The organism is Xanthomonas sp. LMG 12461, from assembly GCF_009192935.1.
In the GTDB taxonomy this organism is placed as follows: domain Bacteria; phylum Pseudomonadota; class Gammaproteobacteria; order Xanthomonadales; family Xanthomonadaceae; genus Xanthomonas_A; species Xanthomonas_A sontii.
Window position 1 is genome coordinate 73,874 of sequence record NZ_NQYT01000011.1, and the last position, 16,483, is coordinate 90,356.

At 70.1% G+C, this 16,483-nt stretch carries 15 protein-coding genes; 12 read left to right on the forward strand and 3 right to left on the reverse strand.

The features are described 5' to 3' along the window. The first annotated feature begins 3 nt into the window (after window positions 1-3). The 5 genes from CEK68_RS03215 (at window position 4) to salA (ending at window position 6,714) form a co-directional block, all read left to right on the forward strand. The gene (locus CEK68_RS03215) at window positions 4-1,467 is read left to right on the forward strand and encodes a benzaldehyde dehydrogenase (RefSeq protein WP_148828001.1); all 1,464 of its coding nucleotides are present in this window, start codon (window positions 4-6) and stop codon (window positions 1,465-1,467) included. Window positions 1,468-1,485: 18 nt separating this feature from the next. Next, window positions 1,486-2,613, forward strand: a complete 1,128-nt coding sequence (locus tag CEK68_RS03220; RefSeq protein ID WP_017913080.1) for an NAD(P)-dependent alcohol dehydrogenase — start codon at window positions 1,486-1,488, stop codon at window positions 2,611-2,613. A gap of 859 nt (window positions 2,614-3,472) precedes the next feature. After that, the gene (locus CEK68_RS03225) at window positions 3,473-4,666 is read left to right on the forward strand and encodes an outer membrane protein transport protein (RefSeq protein ID WP_152238513.1); all 1,194 of its coding nucleotides are present in this window, start codon (window positions 3,473-3,475) and stop codon (window positions 4,664-4,666) included. Between the two features lie 19 nt (window positions 4,667-4,685). Beyond that, the gene (locus CEK68_RS03230) at window positions 4,686-5,405 is read left to right on the forward strand and encodes an alpha/beta hydrolase (RefSeq protein ID WP_152238514.1); all 720 of its coding nucleotides are present in this window, start codon (window positions 4,686-4,688) and stop codon (window positions 5,403-5,405) included. Window positions 5,406-5,427: 22 nt separating this feature from the next. Further along, the gene (salA, locus tag CEK68_RS03235) at window positions 5,428-6,714 is read left to right on the forward strand and encodes a salicylate 1-monooxygenase (protein ID WP_017908787.1); all 1,287 of its coding nucleotides are present in this window, start codon (window positions 5,428-5,430) and stop codon (window positions 6,712-6,714) included. Between the two features lie 364 nt (window positions 6,715-7,078). Here salA and CEK68_RS03240 read toward each other — a convergent pair whose 3' ends face one another. Beyond that, complete coding sequence (locus CEK68_RS03240) at window positions 7,079-7,561, reverse strand: YajQ family cyclic di-GMP-binding protein (protein WP_152238515.1); 483 nt, start codon at window positions 7,559-7,561, stop codon at window positions 7,079-7,081. 300 nt (window positions 7,562-7,861) lie between these two features. On the opposite strand from CEK68_RS03240, the gene CEK68_RS03245 reads away from it, so the two are divergent. The 5 genes from CEK68_RS03245 to CEK68_RS03265 all read left to right on the forward strand — a co-directional run bounded on the left by CEK68_RS03245 (window position 7,862) and on the right by CEK68_RS03265 (window position 12,109). Beyond that, the gene (locus tag CEK68_RS03245) at window positions 7,862-8,758 is read left to right on the forward strand and encodes a DMT family transporter (protein WP_152238516.1); all 897 of its coding nucleotides are present in this window, start codon (window positions 7,862-7,864) and stop codon (window positions 8,756-8,758) included. Window positions 8,759-8,855: 97 nt separating this feature from the next. Next, window positions 8,856-9,863, forward strand: coding sequence for a methionine ABC transporter ATP-binding protein (locus CEK68_RS03250; RefSeq protein WP_152238517.1), 1,008 nt, complete (start codon window positions 8,856-8,858; stop codon window positions 9,861-9,863). Continuing rightward, window positions 9,860-10,555 carry a methionine ABC transporter permease gene (locus CEK68_RS03255; RefSeq protein ID WP_152238518.1) on the forward strand — a complete coding sequence of 232 codons (696 nt, stop codon included), beginning with the start codon at window positions 9,860-9,862 and terminating at the stop codon, window positions 10,553-10,555. Before CEK68_RS03250 ends, CEK68_RS03255 begins: the two co-directional genes overlap by 4 nt. 173 nt (window positions 10,556-10,728) lie before the next feature. Continuing rightward, window positions 10,729-11,532, forward strand: coding sequence for a MetQ/NlpA family ABC transporter substrate-binding protein (locus CEK68_RS03260; protein ID WP_017907484.1), 804 nt, complete (start codon window positions 10,729-10,731; stop codon window positions 11,530-11,532). A gap of 13 nt (window positions 11,533-11,545) precedes the next feature. Beyond that, a complete protein-coding gene (locus CEK68_RS03265; protein WP_148827998.1) occupies window positions 11,546-12,109 on the forward strand; it encodes a DUF1453 domain-containing protein in 564 nt (187 codons plus the stop codon). A gap of 117 nt (window positions 12,110-12,226) precedes the next feature. Here CEK68_RS03265 and CEK68_RS03270 read toward each other — a convergent pair whose 3' ends face one another. Beyond that, on the reverse strand, window positions 12,227-12,856 hold the full coding sequence (locus CEK68_RS03270) for an OmpW family outer membrane protein (RefSeq protein ID WP_017907486.1): 630 nt from the start codon (window positions 12,854-12,856) through the stop codon (window positions 12,227-12,229). Window positions 12,857-13,038: 182 nt separating this feature from the next. Here CEK68_RS03270 and CEK68_RS03275 point away from each other — a divergent pair, with 182 nt between their 5' ends. After that, a complete protein-coding gene (locus CEK68_RS03275) occupies window positions 13,039-13,578 on the forward strand; it encodes a DNA-deoxyinosine glycosylase (protein WP_152238519.1) in 540 nt (179 codons plus the stop codon). A 158-nt stretch (window positions 13,579-13,736) separates the two neighbouring features. On the opposite strand, the gene CEK68_RS03280 is transcribed toward CEK68_RS03275, so the two are convergent. Beyond that, complete coding sequence (locus tag CEK68_RS03280; RefSeq protein ID WP_152238520.1) at window positions 13,737-14,480, reverse strand: hypothetical protein; 744 nt, start codon at window positions 14,478-14,480, stop codon at window positions 13,737-13,739. A gap of 211 nt (window positions 14,481-14,691) precedes the next feature. Here CEK68_RS03280 and aceF point away from each other — a divergent pair, with 211 nt between their 5' ends. Beyond that, window positions 14,692-16,440 carry a dihydrolipoyllysine-residue acetyltransferase gene (aceF, locus tag CEK68_RS03285; protein WP_152238521.1) on the forward strand — a complete coding sequence of 583 codons (1,749 nt, stop codon included), beginning with the start codon at window positions 14,692-14,694 and terminating at the stop codon, window positions 16,438-16,440. The last annotated feature ends 43 nt before the right edge of the window (window positions 16,441-16,483 follow it).

The window sequence follows — 16,483 nt, forward strand, 5'->3', positions numbered from 1 at the left end:
CGCATGAACGATACGCTTTTGCTGCAGCACGATTTCTGGCACGGAGCGCTTTTCACCGGTCAGTGGCAGGCCGCCACCGAGAGCGCGGAGGCGATCGCGCCGGCCAGCGGAGAGCAGCTCGGCCGCGTCGGCCTGGCTGGCCCGGCGCAGGTCGCGGTCTCGGCCGCCGCCGCTGCGCAGGCGCAACGCGGCTGGGCCGCGGCGCCGTATGCGCAACGCGCGCAGGTACTGCGCCAGGCCGCGCAACTGGCCGAGCGGTTCCAGCAGGAGATCGCCGATTGGCTGGTGCGCGAGAGCGGTTCCACCCAAGGCAAGGCCGGCTTCGAAGCGGCCCTGTGCGCCACCGCCCTGCACGAAGCGGCGGCGCTGCCGTCGCGCAGCGCCGGCGAGGTGCTGCCCTCCGCGGCGGGGCGCCTGAGTCTGGCGCGGCGCCGTCCGCTGGGCGTGGTTGGCGTCATCGCGCCGTTCAATTTCCCGCTGTACCTGGCCATGCGCGCGGTGGCGCCGGCGCTGGCGCTGGGCAACGCGGTGGTGCTCAAGCCCGATCCGCGCACCGCGATCTGCGGCGGCGCGGTCATCGCGCGGCTGTTCGAACTGGCCGGCCTGCCGGCCGGCGTGCTGCACGTGCTGCCCGGCGATGGCGGCGCCGGCGCCGCACTGACCGCCGATCCGCACGTGGCGATGATCCAGTTCACCGGTTCCACCGCGGCCGGGCGCAAGGTCGGCGAGGCGGCCAGCCGTCATCTGAAGAAGGTGTCGCTGGAGCTGGGCGGCAAGAACTCGCTGATCGTGCTCGACGATGCCGACCTGGATCTGGCGATCGCCAACACCGCCTGGGGCGCGTATCTGCACCAGGGCCAGATCTGCATGTCCGCCGGCCGCGTGCTGGTGCAGCGCGCACTCTACCCGCAGTTCGTCGAGCGGCTGGCGGCCAAGGCCAGGAGCCTGAGCGTCGGCGACCCGGCCAGCGGCGAGGTCGCGCTCGGCCCGTTGATCGATGCGACCCAGCGCGATCACGCCGCGCGCCTGGTCGCGGCCGCGCGCGAGGCCGGTGCCACCGTCGCCGCCGGCGGCGGCTACCGCGACCTGTTCTTCGAGCCCACCGTGCTCAGCGACGTCACCCCCGACAACCCGGCCTTCCGCGAGGAGATCTTCGCTCCGGTGGCGGTGGTGGTGCCGTTCGACACCGATGCCGAGGCCGTCGCCCTGGCCAACGACACCGAGTACGGGCTGTCGATGGCGGTGCTGTCGGCCGACGTCGGCCGCGCAATGGCGCTGGGCGAGCAGTTGCGCACCGGCCTGCTGCACATCAACGACCAGACCGTCAACGACGAGGTGGTCAATCCGTTCGGCGGCGTCGGCGCCTCCGGCAACGGCAGCAGCATCGGCGGCCCGGCGAACCTGGAAGAGTTCACCCAGTGGCAGTGGTTGACCGTCAAGGGCGCAGCGCCCGCCTATCCGCTTTGAACCCCAGGAGACAGTGCGATGAACGCAGCAACCGATAAGCGCGAGATCACCGTGGCGGTCGCGCACGCGCCGCAACAGCCCTTCACCATCGAGCAGGCGCGCATCCGCGCGCCGCAGGACGACGAGGTGCTGGTGCGGGTGGTGGCCACCGGCCTGTGCCACACCGACCTGATCGTGCGCGATCAGTACTATCCGGTGCCGCTGCCGGCGGTGCTCGGCCATGAGGGCGCCGGCGTGGTCGAAGCGCTGGGTCCCAACGTCAAGAGCCTGCAGGTCGGCGACCACGTGGTGCTCACCTATGGCGCCTGCGGCCACTGCAATCCCTGCGATGGCGGGCATGCCGCGTATTGCCAGGAGTTCTTCCCGCGCAACTTCGGCGGTGCCGACGCGCATGGCCATACCGCCATCGAGGATCTGCACGGGCAGCCGCTGCACGACCACTTCTTCGCCCAGTCCTCGTTCGCCACCTATGCGCTGGCGCGCGAGAACAATGCGATCAGGGTGTCGCGCGAGGCGCCGCTGGAACTGCTCGGCCCGCTGGGCTGCGGCATCCAGACCGGAGCCGGCGCGGTGATCAATGCGCTGAAGGTGCGTCCTGGCAGCAGCTTCGTGGCGATCGGCGCCGGTGCGGTCGGACTCAGCGCGGTGATGGCCGCGCACGTGGCCGGCGCCGCCTGCATCATCGCCGTGGACGTGGTGCCGTCGCGGCTGGCGCTGGCCAAGGAACTGGGCGCCACGCACGTGATCGACAACCGCGAAGGCGATCTGGTGGAAGCGGTGCGCGCGATCACCGGCGGCGGCGCCGACTTCGCGCTCGAATCCACCGGGCGTCCGCAGTTGCTGGAGGCGGGCATCGAAGCGTTGGCCAGCCTGGGCACGATCGGCGTGGTCGGCGCACCCAAGCTCGGCACCATGGCCGGTTTCGACGTCAACAACCTGCTGCTGGGCGGACGCAGCATCCGCGGCATCGTCGAGGGCGACAGCGTGCCGCAGGTGTTCATTCCGCAACTGGTGACGCTGTACCAGCAGGGCCGCTTCCCGTTCGACAAGCTGGTGAAGTTCTATCCGTTGAGCGACATCAACCAGGCCGCCGCCGACAGCAGCAGCGGCATCACCCTCAAGCCGATCCTGCGCATGGCCAGCTGAGCCTTGCGCTGGCGACGGCGCTGCCGTCGCGCGTGTCCCCGCAGCAGGCGTCGCGCCTGCCTCGGCACCGACGTCGCCACACGCTGCCGTGGGCGATGCCGGTGCCGTTTTTTTTGATCGCGCCCTCGCCGTGCGCGTTCGCCGGCATCCTGCCTGCCTCGGCCGAGACGCGGGAGGCCGGCGCGCGTGCCAGGCTGCGCCGCAGTGCAGCGCCCGAGCGGTGTCTGCGTTGCCCTCCTTGCGTTGCCGGACCGCACCGCCGCCCGATGAAGCCCGTGCCGTGTAGCGCCGCGCGCCGCTGCGCTGCGCGTGCCTGGCTGTCTGTGCGCTGCGGCGCGCGGGGTGTCCAGTGGCATGCAGACACTGGCATGCGCAAGCTCGCCGAGGCGGCGCAGAGCGCGTGTGCGTGCGCGTCCAGGCGTTGGCGTTTGCGCAAGCGATGCGGGCGTGCGCCTGCGACGACGCTGCCGCTGCGTCGGCATGCACGCCATCGAACGCGCATGTTGCATCGCGGAAGATCCAGTGCTAGCGCGCATCGCGCGATGAACATACCAGCAGGGTATGAAACGAGACTGACATGGTCTTGGACGCCTGGTGTGATGCGGGGCAGTGTCGGACGCATGGATGCATCGCCGAGGTCAGTCGTCTCCTGCTTCGATCGTCGCGAGCGTCCGTACCGGTTGCGCGCACGGTCTTGCGTTCGCGTCGTACCGCGTCGCCGTGTCGGCCGACGCGTGCACAAAGGATGAGTGCCGTTTCCAACATCCCGCGCTGCCGGTCGTCACGACGGCAGTGCGGACCCCGCGTGCCGCCGGTCGGCGGCCGCACCCACGCATCGGCTCGGAGGGAGGGCTCGATCATGCAGCAGTTCGCACATCCAATGCGCCGCAGGGCGCAACGACAGGGCACGCCACGCTGGACCACGCTGCTGTGGACCGTGGCGGCGGTTTCGGGTGGTGCCGCCGCCAACAACGGCGTCGCCTTGCCCGGCTACGGCGCGCAGACCCAGGGCCTGGCCGGCACCTCGATCGCGTTGCCGCTGGACGCGGCGGCGTCCGCCAACAACCCGGCCGGCATGGGCGCGGTCGGCGACCGCATGGACGCCGACCTCACCTTGATCGCGGCGCCGGTGCGCGCGCAGGTCGGCCCCAACCGCTACGGCGACGATGCGCTGGTTCCGGTGCCCACCGCCGGCTACAACCATCAACTCAACGACGACCTGAGCCTGGGGGTGTCGGTGTTCGGCCACGGCGTCGCGCTGGACTACGGCGCTCCGGTGTATGGCAGCCACAACACCCTGTCCAAGCTGCAGCAGGTGGTGTTCGCGCCGACCCTGGCCTGGCGCGTGGGCGAGCACCAGTACCTGGGCATCTCGCCGCGGCTGGCCTACCAGCGCTTGCACGTCGCCGGCCTGGAGGGGGTCGGCTTCCAGTCGGCCGGGGCCGATGCGGCCTACGGGTACGGTGTCGCCGTGGGCTGGTACGGCCAGCTCGCGCCGCGCCTGAGCGCCGGCGTCACCTGGTCCAGCCGCATCCGCTTCGGCCAGATGCAGCGCTACCGTGCGCTGCTGCCGGAAGGCCGTCTGAACATGCCGCAGCAGGCCGGTGTCGGTCTGGCCTGGCAGGCCAGCGATGCGCTGACCGTGGCGGCCGACTGGCTGTGGATCGACTGGGCCGGCGAGCGCTCCTACGGCAATCGCGTCGATGAGGGCGGCGCGTTCGGCGATCCGAACGGTCCGGGCTTCGGCTGGCACAGCCAGCGCGTGTTCCGGTTCGGCGCCGATTACCGCCTCAACGATGCCTGGTCGCTGCGGCTTGGTTACTCGCGCGCCAGCCAGCTGATCCCCGACAGCCAGGCGCAACTCGCGGTGCTGGCGCCGTTGGCGCAGTACCGCCACTACGCGCTTGGCGCGACCTGGCGGCTGTCGCCGCAGCTGTCGCTGACCGGCAGCGTCACCCACGCACCGGGCGGTTCGGTCGCCAGCGGCGGCGTGCAGGCCGGGACCCGCGACCTCACCTATCTCACTTTCGGCCTCGGCTGGACCTTCCGCTGAGCCACACGGAGACGACCCCATGCAAACCTATCTGTTGCTGCACGGTTCCTGGCACGACGGCCACGCCTGGGACGGCGTCGCCGCCCATCTGCGCGCGCACGGCGTGCAGGTGCACGCACCGACCATCGCCGGGCATGGCGTGGGCGCCGACAAGCGCGTCTCGCACGCCGACTGCGTGGCCTCGGTGGTGGACTACGTGCGCCGCCACGACCTGCGCGATCTGGTCGTGCTCGGCCACAGCTGGGGCGGCAGCATCGTGCAACGCCTGGCCGAGGAGGAGCCGGAGCGCTGCAAGCGGCTGATCTTCCACAACGCCTTCGTGCTGCGCGACGGCGAGGCGCTGTTCGACCTGTTGCCGCCGCATTACCAGGCGCTGTGGAAGAACGCGGTCGATGCCGACGGCGGCATCATGCTGCCGTTTCCGATCTGGCGCGACGGCTTCATCGGCGACGCCGATCTGGCGCAGGCGCAGCAGGCGTACGCGCAGTTGAGTCCGACCCCCGCGCGCAGCCATTTCGACGCGGTACCGCTCAAGCGTTTCCACGAGCTGCAGATCCCGCGCAGCTGGCTCTATGCCACCGACGATGTGGCATTGCCGCCGGGCGAGTACGGCTGGCATCCGCGGCTGAGCTCGCGCCTGGGCGGCTACCGTCTGGTCAGCCTGCCGGGCAGCCACGAAGTGTGTTTCAGCGCGCCTGCGCTGCTGGCCGAGAAAATCCTGCTGGCTGGCCGCGACTGACATTCCCCACCGGAGACTCCAGATGAATCCTGCATCCCCCCTGCGCATCGGCATCGTCGGCGGCGGCATCGCCGGCGTCGGTCTGGCCCTGGGCCTGTGCCGGCACCGCCATCTCGACGTGCAACTGTTCGAATCGGCGCCGGCCTTCGGCGAAATCGGCGCCGGCGTCTCGTTCGGCCCCAATGCGGTACGCGCGCTGGCCGGCCTGGGCATGGGCGAGCCCTATGCCGAACTCGCCGACCGCACCCCCGCCCCATGGCAGGACGTCTGGTTCGAATGGCGCCGCGGCGAGGACGCGCGGCTGCTGGGCCAGACCCTGGCGCCCGGCGTCGGCCAGTCGTCGGTGCACCGCGCCGACTTCCTCGATGCGTTGGCTACCCGCCTGCCGTTCGGGCTGGCCAGGTTCGGCAAACGCGCAGTCGACGTGGAGCAGGACGCCGACGTGGCGCGCGTGCGCTTCGCCGACGGCAGCCAGTACGAAGGCGACGTGCTGATCGCCGCCGACGGCATCAAGTCCGCCATGCGCGGCGAAGTGCTGCGTGCGCTCGGCCATGCACCGGCCGAACCGCGTTTCACCGGCACCTGCGCCTATCGCGGCCTGATCGACGCCGCGCGGCTACGTGCCGCTTTCGCCGCCCGCGGCGTGGACGCGCACCTGGTCGACGTGCCGCAGATGTTGCTGGGCCTGGACGCGCACATCCTGACCTTCCCGGTGAAGCAGGGAAGGCTGATCAACGTGGTCGCCTTCGTCTCCGACCGCAGCGAGCCGGCGCCGCAATGGCGCGCTGGCCAGGCCTGGGTACGCGAGGCCAGCCGCCGCGAGATGCTGGAGGCGTTCGCGCACTGGGGCGAGGCGGCGCGTACGCTGCTGGAGTGCATCGACACGCCCACGCACTGGGCGCTGCACGATCTGGCCGAGCTGCCCGGCTATGTGCATGGGCGGCTGGCGCTGATCGGCGATGCCGCGCACGCGATGCTGCCGCACCAGGGCGCCGGCGCCGGGCAGGGCCTGGAGGATGCCTATCTGCTGGCGCAACTGCTGGCCACGCCTGGCCTGACGCGCGGCGATCTGCCGGCCCTGCTGCAGGTCTACGAGCGCCTGCGCCTGCCGCGCGCCTGCCGCGTGCAGCGCACCTCGCGCGAGGCCGGCGAGCTGTACGAACTGCGCGATCCGCAGGCCGGCGCCGACGATACGCGGCTGGCGCAGACGCTGGCGCAGCGCTTCGACTGGATCTGGACGCACGACCTGGAAGCCGAAGTGGCGCAGGGGCGGAGAATGCTGGCCGCGGGCGTCACCGCGGGTGCCTAGCAAGAAATTGCGGCGCTAGGCGTCCGCGTCCCGGCGCGGAGGCGGGAGTGCCGTTGCGTGGTGTCGCCTCGTTCCGATGCGGAGTGCGTCGCTTTCGCATGGCTGCAATGGCCGGGATGCGCTCGCGTGGTCATGCCGGCATGCCTGCTTGCGCAGGCCGGACGGCATGCGCAGGTCGCGACATGGGCGTATCGCTCGTCTGCCGTGCCGCCCTGCAAGGCGAGGCGATGCGCAGCCGTGTGCACTCACGCAGCGTGGCGACGATATCGCGCGGTCGACTGCAGAACGACCATCGCCACGCGGTGGTCGTCCTGCACCCTCGCACCGGCATGGCGATGACGCGCGAGGCGTTTGCGCGGCGGCTTCAGTCGCGGAAATTGTCGAACTGCAGCGGCAGCTCGAAATCGCTCTTCTTCAGGAGCGCGATCGCTTCCTGCAGGTCGTCGCGCTTCTTGCCGCTGACCCGCAGCTTGTCGCCGTTGATCTGCGCTTCCACCTTGAGCTTGGCGTCCTTGAGCGCGGCGACGATCTTCTTGCCCAGCTTCTGCTCGATGCCCTGCTTGACGGTGATCTTCTGCCGCGCGCCGGCGAGGTTGGTCTCCACATCGCCGAACTCCAGGCAACGTACGTCGATGCCGCGGGCCAGCAGGCGCGCGCGCAGGATGTCGGTCATCTGCTTGACCTGGAAATCGCTGGGCGCCGATTGCGTGATGACCTGGTCGTCGAGCGCGAACTTGGCGTCGACGCCCTTGAAGTCGAAGCGCGTCGACAGCTCGCGGTTGGCTTGGTCGACGGCATTGGTCAGTTCGTGCTTGTCGACTTCGGACACGATATCGAAGGAAGGCATGGGCAAGTCCTCGGCAAAGATGCCTATCGTAAGACGTGCGGGCGAGGAGTGGGGCGCGGCAGGTGGGAAGTGGCAGCGCCGGTGTCGCAGGGGCTGGCACGTGCAGGGTGGGATGGATGTCGGTTCCGGCGCGTTGCGCAATGTCGTGCGTTGGTGGGCGCCGCGCGTCGCGACTGAAGTCGCTCCCACAAGAAGCGGCATCGGCCGGTGCGCCGGCTGGAGCCATGTGGGAGGGACTTCAGTCCCGACGCGATGAGCCCCGGCACCACGCGCATCGCCGATCGCGGCGATAATGCGCCGATGCCCAACTCCCGTTCCAATGCCGCCGCCGCCGCGTGGATGATCGCCGCGGTCGCGTTCTTTTCGCTGATGGATGCGTCGATGAAGCAGCTCAGCACGCACTATCCGGCGCTGCAGGTCGCAGCGCTGCGCGGCGGCGCCTCGCTGCCGTTCGTGCTGGTATGGGTGCTGGCCAGCGCCGGGCCGCGCGCGATCTGGCCGGTGCGCTGGGGCTTGCACCTGCTGCGCGGCGTGCTCGGCATCGCCATGATCGGCTGCTTCGCCTGGGCCTTACGCAGCCTGCCGCTGTCCACCGCCTACACCATCTACTTCGTCGCGCCGCTGCTGGTGGCGGCGCTGTCGGTGCCGCTGCTCGGCGAATACGTGGGCCCGCGGCGCTGGGCGGCGATCGGCGTCGGCCTGGTCGGCGTGCTGGTGGTGCTGCGCCCGGGCATGGACGGGTTCGTCTCGCTGCCGGGGCTGATGGTGCTGCTGGCGGCCATCGCCTACGCGGTCGCCTCGGTGCTGGTCAGCCTGCTGGCGCGCACCGACACGTCGCAGTCGCTGGTGGTGTGGTTCCTGCTGATCATGGCGCTGGGCGCCGGTGCGCTGGCGTTGCCGGAGTGGACCCCGCTGCGCCCGGCCGACACCGGCTGGATCGCCGGCATGGGCCTGGCCGGGGCGCTGGGCCAGGTGGCGCTGACCCAGGCGTTCCGCCGCGGCGACGCCTCGCTGGTTGCGCCGCTGGAGTACAGCGGCCTGTTGTGGGTGATTCCCTGGGACTGGCTGCTGTGGCGCAAGCTGCCCGATGCCTGGACCTGGGTGGGCGGTGCGATCATCGTCGCCAGCGGCCTGTACCTGCTGCATCGCGAGCGGGTCCGCGCGGTGGCGCATCCGCCGCCGCAGGCACGCCCCTAGGCCCCGCGATGCGCGCCTACGTTAGAATCGAATGGAATAACGCACGCCATCCTGGCCTGCTAGGCTTTGCGCCCCCCGTCGCTGCCGGTCCCGCGCGTTGATCCAGTTCGAGCGCCTGCACAAGTCCTATTCCGTCGCCGGCCAGCCGGTCGTGGCGCTGCATCCGCTCGACCTGCGCATCGAGGCCGGCGAGGTGTTCGGCATCATCGGCCATTCCGGCGCCGGCAAGTCGACCCTGATCCGGTTGATCAATCGGCTCGAAGAGCCCAGCGGCGGCCGTCTGATCATCGACGGCGAGGACGTCACCGCGCTGGACCGCGCCGGGCTGCGCATGCTGCGCCAGCGCGTGGGCATGATCTTCCAGCACTTCAACCTGCTGTCCTCGCGCACGGTCGCCGGCAATGTCGCCTTCCCGCTGGAACTGGCCGGCACGCCGCGCGCGGAGATCGACGCGCGGGTGGCCGAGTTGCTGGAGCGGGTCGGGCTGGCCGCGCATGCCGGCAAGTACCCGGCGCAGCTGTCGGGCGGACAGAAGCAGCGCGTCGGCATCGCCCGCGCCCTGGCCACGCGCCCGCGGATCCTGCTGTGCGACGAGGCCACCAGCGCGCTGGACCCGCAGACCACCGCCTCGGTGCTGGCGCTGCTGGCGCAGATCAACCGCGAGCTGGGCCTGACCATCGTGCTGATCACCCACGAGATGGAAGTGATCCGCCGGGTCTGCGATCGCGTGGCGGTGCTCGATGCCGGGCACCTGGTCGAGAGTGGGCCGGTCACCGAGGTGTTCCTGCATCCGCAGCATCCGACCACCAAGCGCTTCGTGTCCGAGGCCGAGCACGTCGACGAGGCAGAGCTGTACCGCGATTTCACCGCCGTGGACGGGCGCATCCTGCGGCTGACCTTCCTCGGCACCGACACCTACGCGCCGCTGCTCGGGCGCATCGCCCGCGCCACTGCGGTGGACTACAACATCCTGTCCGGGCGCATCGACCGGATCAAGGACACCCCGTATGGCCAACTGACCGTGGCCCTGGTCGGTGGTGACATGGACGCGGCACAGGCCGCCTTCGTCGCCGCCGGCGTGCATGTGCAGGAGCTGCGCCGATGAGTCCGATCGCCACCGCCGCCGCAGGCTTCTTCCGCAATCTCGATGCCGGCAAGTGGAGCGAGATCGGACGGGCCACCGTCGATACGCTGCTGATGCTGGGTGGTTCGCTGCCGCTGACCCTGCTGATCGGCCTGCCGCTGGGCGTGCTGCTGTTCCTGACCGGCCCGCGCCAGACCCACCAGAAGCCGCTGCTGTACGGCAGCCTGGCGCTGGTGATCAACGTGCTGCGCTCGGTGCCCTTCATCATCCTGATGATCGCGATGATCCCGCTGACGCTGTGGGCGATGGGAACCTCGCTGGGCGTGCGCGGCGCGATCCTGCCGCTGGTGGTGGGCGCGGCGCCGTTCTACGCGCGGCTGGTGGAGACCGCGCTGCGCGAAGTGGACCGCGGCGTGGTCGAGGCCAGCCTGGCGATGGGCGCGACCACCTGGCAACTGGTGACGCGGGTGCTGCTGCCGGAAGCGCGGCCGGGCCTGATCGCCGGCGCCACGGTGACCACCATCGCCCTGATCGGCTTCACCGCGATGGGCGGCGCGATCGGGTCGGGCGGCCTCGGCGACCTGGCCTACCGCGACGGCTACCAGCGCTCGCATGCCGACGTGGCCCTGGTGACGGTGGTGATCCTGCTGCTGCTGGTGCAGGCGCTGCAGATGCTCGGCGACCGCCTGGTCGCGCACTACAACCGGCGCTGATGTCCTGCGTGCCGCGGTAGGGCTTCAGTCGCGCCTCCGATCGGTGAGCGGTCGCGGCTGAAGCCGCTCCTGCGCGCATGGATCGCCCCGCCTGCACGGCCGTCTGCTAGCGTGCACGCATCGCGGCCGCGGGTCGCGCTCCTCCACTCCCCCCGTTTCTCCGGATACCTGCCATGACCCGATTCCCGTTCCGCCTCCTGCTCGCCAGCGCCGTGCTCGTGCTCGGCGGCTGCGGCAAGCCCGATGCCGGCGCCGCCGGCGACCATCTCAGCGTCGCCGCCACTGCGGTGCCGCACGCCGAGATCCTGGAGGTGGTCAAGCCGATGCTGGAGCAGCAGGGGCTGACCCTGGACGTGCGCGTGTTCAACGACTACGTGCAGCCCAACGACCAGGTGGTGCAGAAGCAGATCGACGTGAACTACTTCCAGACCGAGCCCTACCTGCAGGCCTACAACCGCGACCGCAAGAGCGACCTGGTGACCGTGGTCGGCGTGCACATCGAGCCGTTCGGCGCCTACTCGCGCCGCTACAAGTCGCTGGACGCGCTGCCGCAGGGCGCCGACGTGGTGATCCCCAACGATCCCAGCAACAACAGCCGCGCGCTGATCCTGCTGGACAAGGCCGGGGTCATCAAGCTCAAGGACCCGAGCAATGCGCTGTCCACCCAGCGCGACATTGTCGCCAATCCCAAGCAGCTGAAGTTCCGCGAGCTGGATTCGGCGATGCTGCCGCGGGTGCTGGACCAGGTCGACCTGGCGCTGATCAATACCAACTACGCGCTCGACGCCGGCCTCAACCCGACCCGCGACGCGCTGGCGATCGAAAGCAAGGATTCGCCGTACGTGAACTTCCTGGTCGCGCGTCGCGACAACAAGGACGATCCGCGCGTGCAGAAGCTGGCCAAGGCGCTGACCAGCCCGGAAGTGAAGGCCTTCATCCAGCGCAAGTACCAAGGCGCGGTGCTGCCGGCGTTCTGATCGGGCCACGCGCATGCCGCTGCTGCTGGCCATTCCGCTGGCGATCGTGATCGCGCTGGCGGTGACCGCCGTGCTGTTGCCGCTGTCGCTGCTGCAGCGGTTTCGCGTGGGCACGGCGCGGCGTCAGGCGCGCGGCTGGCTGGTCGCGGTGCAACTGTGGTCGGCGCTGCTGTCCAGCGTGGTGTTGCTGGTCTTCGCCCTGATCGCCGCGCACTGGTGGCCCGGTGCGGCCACGCATGCGCTGGCCGGCTGGGGCATCGGCGCGCTGCTGGGCGCGCTCGGCATCGTCGCCACCCGCTTCGAGCCGTTGCCGCACGGGCTGCACTACACGCCGAACCTGTGGTTGGTCTTGGGTCTGACCGCGCTGGTGGCGGTACGCATCGGTGCCGGACTGTGGCAAGGCTGGCGCAGTCTGGCCGATGGTGCGGCGTGGCCGACCGAGGGCTGGATGAGCCATGCCAGTCTGCTGGCCGCCGCGGCCTTGCTGCTCGGCTATGCCTGCGCCTACGCCTGGCTGCTGCGGCGGCGCCTGCGCCGGTTCGACCGCTACCGCGGTTTCGATCGCTCGCCGCGCTGAAGGCGCCCGCGTGCACGCGCAATGCGGTTTGCGCTGGTCGCGCGCGCGATCCGGCGCACGCACAAAAACAAACGGGCCCTTGCGGGCCCGTTTGCGCAAACGCTGGAGACGGAACGCTTAGAAGCGCGCGCCGACGCCAAAGCTGAACAGCCACGGATCCAGCTTCAGGTCTTCGCCGGTGCCTTCGCCGGCCACCTTCAGCTCCGGACGCGAGTGCATGTAGCGCGCATCGGCACGGGCGAACCAGGTGGAGTTGATGTTCATGTCCACGCCGACGGTGCCGATGGCGCCCTTGGCGGTGTCCAGGCTGATGTGCTGGTCCGGGTTCAGGCCAGCCAGCTTCTCGTTGCTGAAGTTGGACTCGTAGTAACCGACGCCCACGAACGGACGGAACACGTTGTCCGCCTGGCCGAAGTGGTACTGGCCGCTCAGCGCGATCGGCTGCTGCTCGACGGTACCGACCTTGCCGATGCCGTCGGCCTTGACGCGGTGGTTGAACTTGTCGGCAGCGCCCCACAGTTCGACCGCCCAGTTGTCGTCGATCAGCCAGCTGGCGCTGATGGTCGGCGCCGGGCCGCCATCGACGTCGAGGCCGGCCGCCGGCTTGGAATGCGGGTCGAGCAGGGTCGCGCTGCCGACGACGGAGAAGTGCTTGCCGGAAGCGGTATCGGCATCCTGTGCGAATGCGGCGGGCGCAAACGCAAGGGCGGACACGACAGCCAGGCTCAGGATCTGAATGGACCGCATGGGGTATCTCCTCATCTTTTTCTTGTGGGGCCACGGGAGTGGGCGCGCACACCGTATCGATGAGAAGATGAATCGTCGCCGACCCTCGCCGGACGAATGCAGGCGATGTTCAGGCACTTGCCTCCGATGCTTGAAATAACGAGGTTTTAAGACTTTTGGCTGTTCATCCAGGTGCGCGCGACGTGACGACGCAGCCGCTGTTGCAGGGCCTGCCCGCGCAGATTCGCGACGATTGCCGCGTGCTTGTGCTCGGCTCCATGCCGGGTGCGGCGTCGTTGCAGCAGGCGCGTTACTACGCGCATCCGCGCAACCGGTTCTGGCCGCTGATGGCGGCGCTGTGCGGCTTCGATGCGGCACTGGACGCCGAAGCGCGGATGCAGGCGCTGCACGCGGCCGGCGTGGGCCTGTGGGATGTGATCGGGCAGTGCCGACGCCGCGGCAGCCTGGACGTGGCGATCGTGCGCGGCAGCGAAATTCCCAATGCCTTGCCCGATCGCATCGCGCAGTTGCCACAGCTGCGCGCCATCGCCTGCAATGGCGCAGCGGCGGCGCAGGCGTTCGCGCGCTTCGTGCAGCCGCACCTGCCGCTGCGCGATCCGCCGCTGGTGCTGCTGGCGCTGCCGTCAAGCAGCCCGGCCAATGCCGCGTTCGCCTGGCCGCGGCTGCTGCAGGCGTGGTCGCCGCTGCAGCAATGGCTGCGGGTGCCGATGGCTGGCGATTGACGGGTGCCTCCAATCACGCACGAGGCACACGCGCAGGGGCGGCTTCAGCCGCGACGCGGCTATCCCGACAGCGCTGGCGCGGCCGAAGCCACTCTTACGAGACAGCGCGATGTGGCAAAAACAGGTGATTGGCGGCGCGCTGGCGTTGCATCCATGGATCAGCGCCGCGCGCGCAGGCGCAGCCACAGCGTCTGCAGCGCCAGCACCGCGGCCAGCAGCAAGGCCACCCACGCTGCGCTCTGCGCACCGGCCAGCGTGCTGGCGGCCTGTTTGACGTAGACCGCGGCTAGCGCCCACAGCGCCGCCGCCGCATAGGCGAGGTTGCCGCGCATGGCCCGGTTCATGCCCAGCAGCAGCGCCGCCGCCAGCGCGAACAGCACCAGGCTCCACGGCAGCATCCGCTCGGTCGAGAGCCAGCGGTAGGCCACGATCACCTGCGCGGTGTTCAGGAATGCCGCCAGCGACAGCCAGCCGGCGTGCAGCGACAGCGGCAGCCAGGCCCACAGGGTCTGGCCGGATTCGGGGGCGGGGTCGCGCGACAGCCGCAGCGCGGCCAGCAGCATCGCCGCCAGCGCGGTCCAGATCACCGCCAGCGCCAACAGGAAGTGCTGCTGCGAGAACACCGGCATCCACGCCGCCGTCAGCGCGAAGCCCAGCGCCGCCGGCGTCCGCACCTGCGCCAGCGCGCTGACGCGACGGCGCCGCGCGCTGGATTGCCACAGGCCGAAGGCCAGGTCGAGCAGGAAGATCACACCCCAGATCGCGAAGGCGTAGCCGGCGGCGACGATCAGGGTCGGGTAGCGGTCGGAGATGGCGCCGTTGGTCGGGCCGAACGCGCCGCGTTGCGAGAACCAGGCGACCAACGGCATCGCCAACGCCATCAACAGCACCAGGATCCGCATGCCTGCCCTCCGGAAATCTGCGGCGAGCCTAGCCGTGGCGCCGTGAAGGCGGTGCACCGGCGATGGCTGCGCAACATGCGCCGGCGTACTGTCCGCCGGCAGTGGCGCTCCCTGCAGGCGATCGGGCTTTTTTGCCCGCCAAAGGTTGGCGCTGCGGCTGCGGGCCGCCACAATAGGGGTTTCCCCCTCATTAGTTGCCGGAGTTCCCCGCATGGCCGAAATCAAGGAAGCACTTGTCCCCGATATCGGTGACTACAGCGACGTCCCGGTAATCGAAGTGCTGGTGGCCGTCGGCGACACGGTGAAGAAGGACCAGAGCCTGGTCACCCTGGAATCGGACAAGGCGACGATGGAAGTGCCGTCGCCGTTCGCCGGCGTGGTCAAGGAGGTCAAGGTCAAGGTCGGCGACAGCCTGTCCGAGGGCAAGGTGGTGGCGCTGATCGAAGTGGCCGAGGGCGGCGCCAGTGCCGCACCCGCCGCGCCTGCGGCCGCCAAGGCCACGCCCGCGCCGGCCCAGCAGGCCGCCGCCCCGGCTGCCGCACCTGCGCAGAACGCGATCAAGCCGGCCGCGGCCGCGCCCGCCGGCGTGGTCGAGGCGCGGGTGCCGGACATCGGCGACTACAGCGACGTGCCGGTGATCGAGGTGCTGGTCGCGGTCGGCGACACGGTCAAGAAGGATCAGGGCCTGGTCACCCTGGAGTCGGACAAGGCGACGATGGAAGTGCCTTCTTCGGTGGCCGGCGTGGTCAAGGAACTCAAGGTCAAGGTCGGCGACAGCCTGTCCGAGGGCAAGCTGGTGGCGCTGATCGAAGTGGCCGGCAGCGATGCCGACGCGCCGGCCGTGTCCGCGGTGCAGCCCAGCGCCGAGACCGGCGGCGGCGTGGAGCCGGTGCCGGCCTCGTCCGCGCCGGACAAGCTGGCCCAGCGCGAGATCGCCCAGGTCCAGGCCACGGCGCCGGCCAAGGCCGCCGCGCCGTCCGCCACCCAGAGCAGCCCGCCGGTAGCGTTCGACGCCGACAACGTGCTGCCGCAGAAGGTGCCCTACGCCAGCCCGGCGGTGCGCGTGTTCGCCCGCGAGCTCGGCGTGGACCTGTTCCAGGTCAGCGGCTCGGAGCAGGGCGGTCGCATCACCAAGGACGACGTGCAGCGCTACGTCAAGGCGGCGCTGTCCGGCGCCGCGCCGGCCGCCGCCGGTGCCGCGCCCGCCGCGGGCGGCAATGGCCTGAACCTGCTGCCGTGGCCGAAGGTGGACTTCGCCAAGTTCGGCGAGGTCGAGGTCAAGCCGCTGTCGCGGATCAAGAAGATCTCCGGCGCCAACCTGGCGCGCAACTGGGCGATGATCCCGCACGTCACCCAGTTCGAGCAGGCCGATATCACCGACCTGGAAGCCCTGCGTGTGGCGTTGAACAAGGAGAACGAGAAGGCCGGCATCAAGCTGACCATGCTCGCCTTCCTGCTCAAGGCCAGCGCCGCGGCGCTGAAGCAGTTCCCCGAGTTCAACGCCTCGCTCGATGCCAGCGGCGAGAACCTGACCCTGAAGAAGTACTTCCACATCGGCTTCGCCGCCGACACCCCGAACGGGCTGGTGGTGCCGGTGATCCGCGACGTGGACAAGAAGGGCGTGGTCGAGCTGGCGCGCGAGAGCGGCGAGCTGGCCAAGAAGGCGCGCGACGGCAAGCTGGGCCCGGCCGACATGAGCGGTGGCTGCTTCTCGATCAGCTCGCTCGGCGGCATCGGCGGCACCGCCTTCACCCCGATCGTCAATGCGCCGGAAGTGGCGATTCTGGGCGTGTCCAAGTCGTCGATCCAGCCGGTCTGGAACGGCAAGGAATTCGCGCCCAAGCTGATGCTGCCGCTGTCGCTGAGCTACGACCACCGCGTCATCGATGGCGCCGCCGCCGCGCGCTTCACCACCTACCTGAGCCAGGTGCTGGCGGACATGCGCCGCGTGCTGCTGTAAGCCCTGTCGTCACGGTGCCGCGTCCGTCGCGGTGCCGGTTTTC

Bases quoted from the DNA above. Each gene is read 5' to 3' on its own strand.
- CEK68_RS03215 (WP_148828001.1), top strand. From the start codon at position 4: ATGAACGATACGCTTTTGCTGCAGCACGATTTCTGGCACGGAGCGCTT.
- CEK68_RS03220 (WP_017913080.1), top strand. From the start codon at position 1,486: ATGAACGCAGCAACCGATAAGCGCGAGATCACCGTGGCGGTCGCGCAC.
- CEK68_RS03225 (WP_152238513.1), top strand. From the start codon at position 3,473: ATGCAGCAGTTCGCACATCCAATGCGCCGCAGGGCGCAACGACAGGGC.
- CEK68_RS03230 (WP_152238514.1), top strand. From the start codon at position 4,686: ATGCAAACCTATCTGTTGCTGCACGGTTCCTGGCACGACGGCCACGCC.
- salA (WP_017908787.1), top strand. From the start codon at position 5,428: ATGAATCCTGCATCCCCCCTGCGCATCGGCATCGTCGGCGGCGGCATC.
- CEK68_RS03240 (WP_152238515.1), bottom strand. From the start codon at position 7,561: ATGCCTTCCTTCGATATCGTGTCCGAAGTCGACAAGCACGAACTGACC.
- CEK68_RS03245 (WP_152238516.1), top strand. From the start codon at position 7,862: ATGCCCAACTCCCGTTCCAATGCCGCCGCCGCCGCGTGGATGATCGCC.
- CEK68_RS03255 (WP_152238518.1), top strand. From the start codon at position 9,860: ATGAGTCCGATCGCCACCGCCGCCGCAGGCTTCTTCCGCAATCTCGAT.
- CEK68_RS03260 (WP_017907484.1), top strand. From the start codon at position 10,729: ATGACCCGATTCCCGTTCCGCCTCCTGCTCGCCAGCGCCGTGCTCGTG.
- CEK68_RS03265 (WP_148827998.1), top strand. From the start codon at position 11,546: ATGCCGCTGCTGCTGGCCATTCCGCTGGCGATCGTGATCGCGCTGGCG.
- CEK68_RS03270 (WP_017907486.1), bottom strand. From the start codon at position 12,856: ATGCGGTCCATTCAGATCCTGAGCCTGGCTGTCGTGTCCGCCCTTGCG.
- CEK68_RS03280 (WP_152238520.1), bottom strand. From the start codon at position 14,480: ATGCGGATCCTGGTGCTGTTGATGGCGTTGGCGATGCCGTTGGTCGCC.
- aceF (WP_152238521.1), top strand. From the start codon at position 14,692: ATGGCCGAAATCAAGGAAGCACTTGTCCCCGATATCGGTGACTACAGC.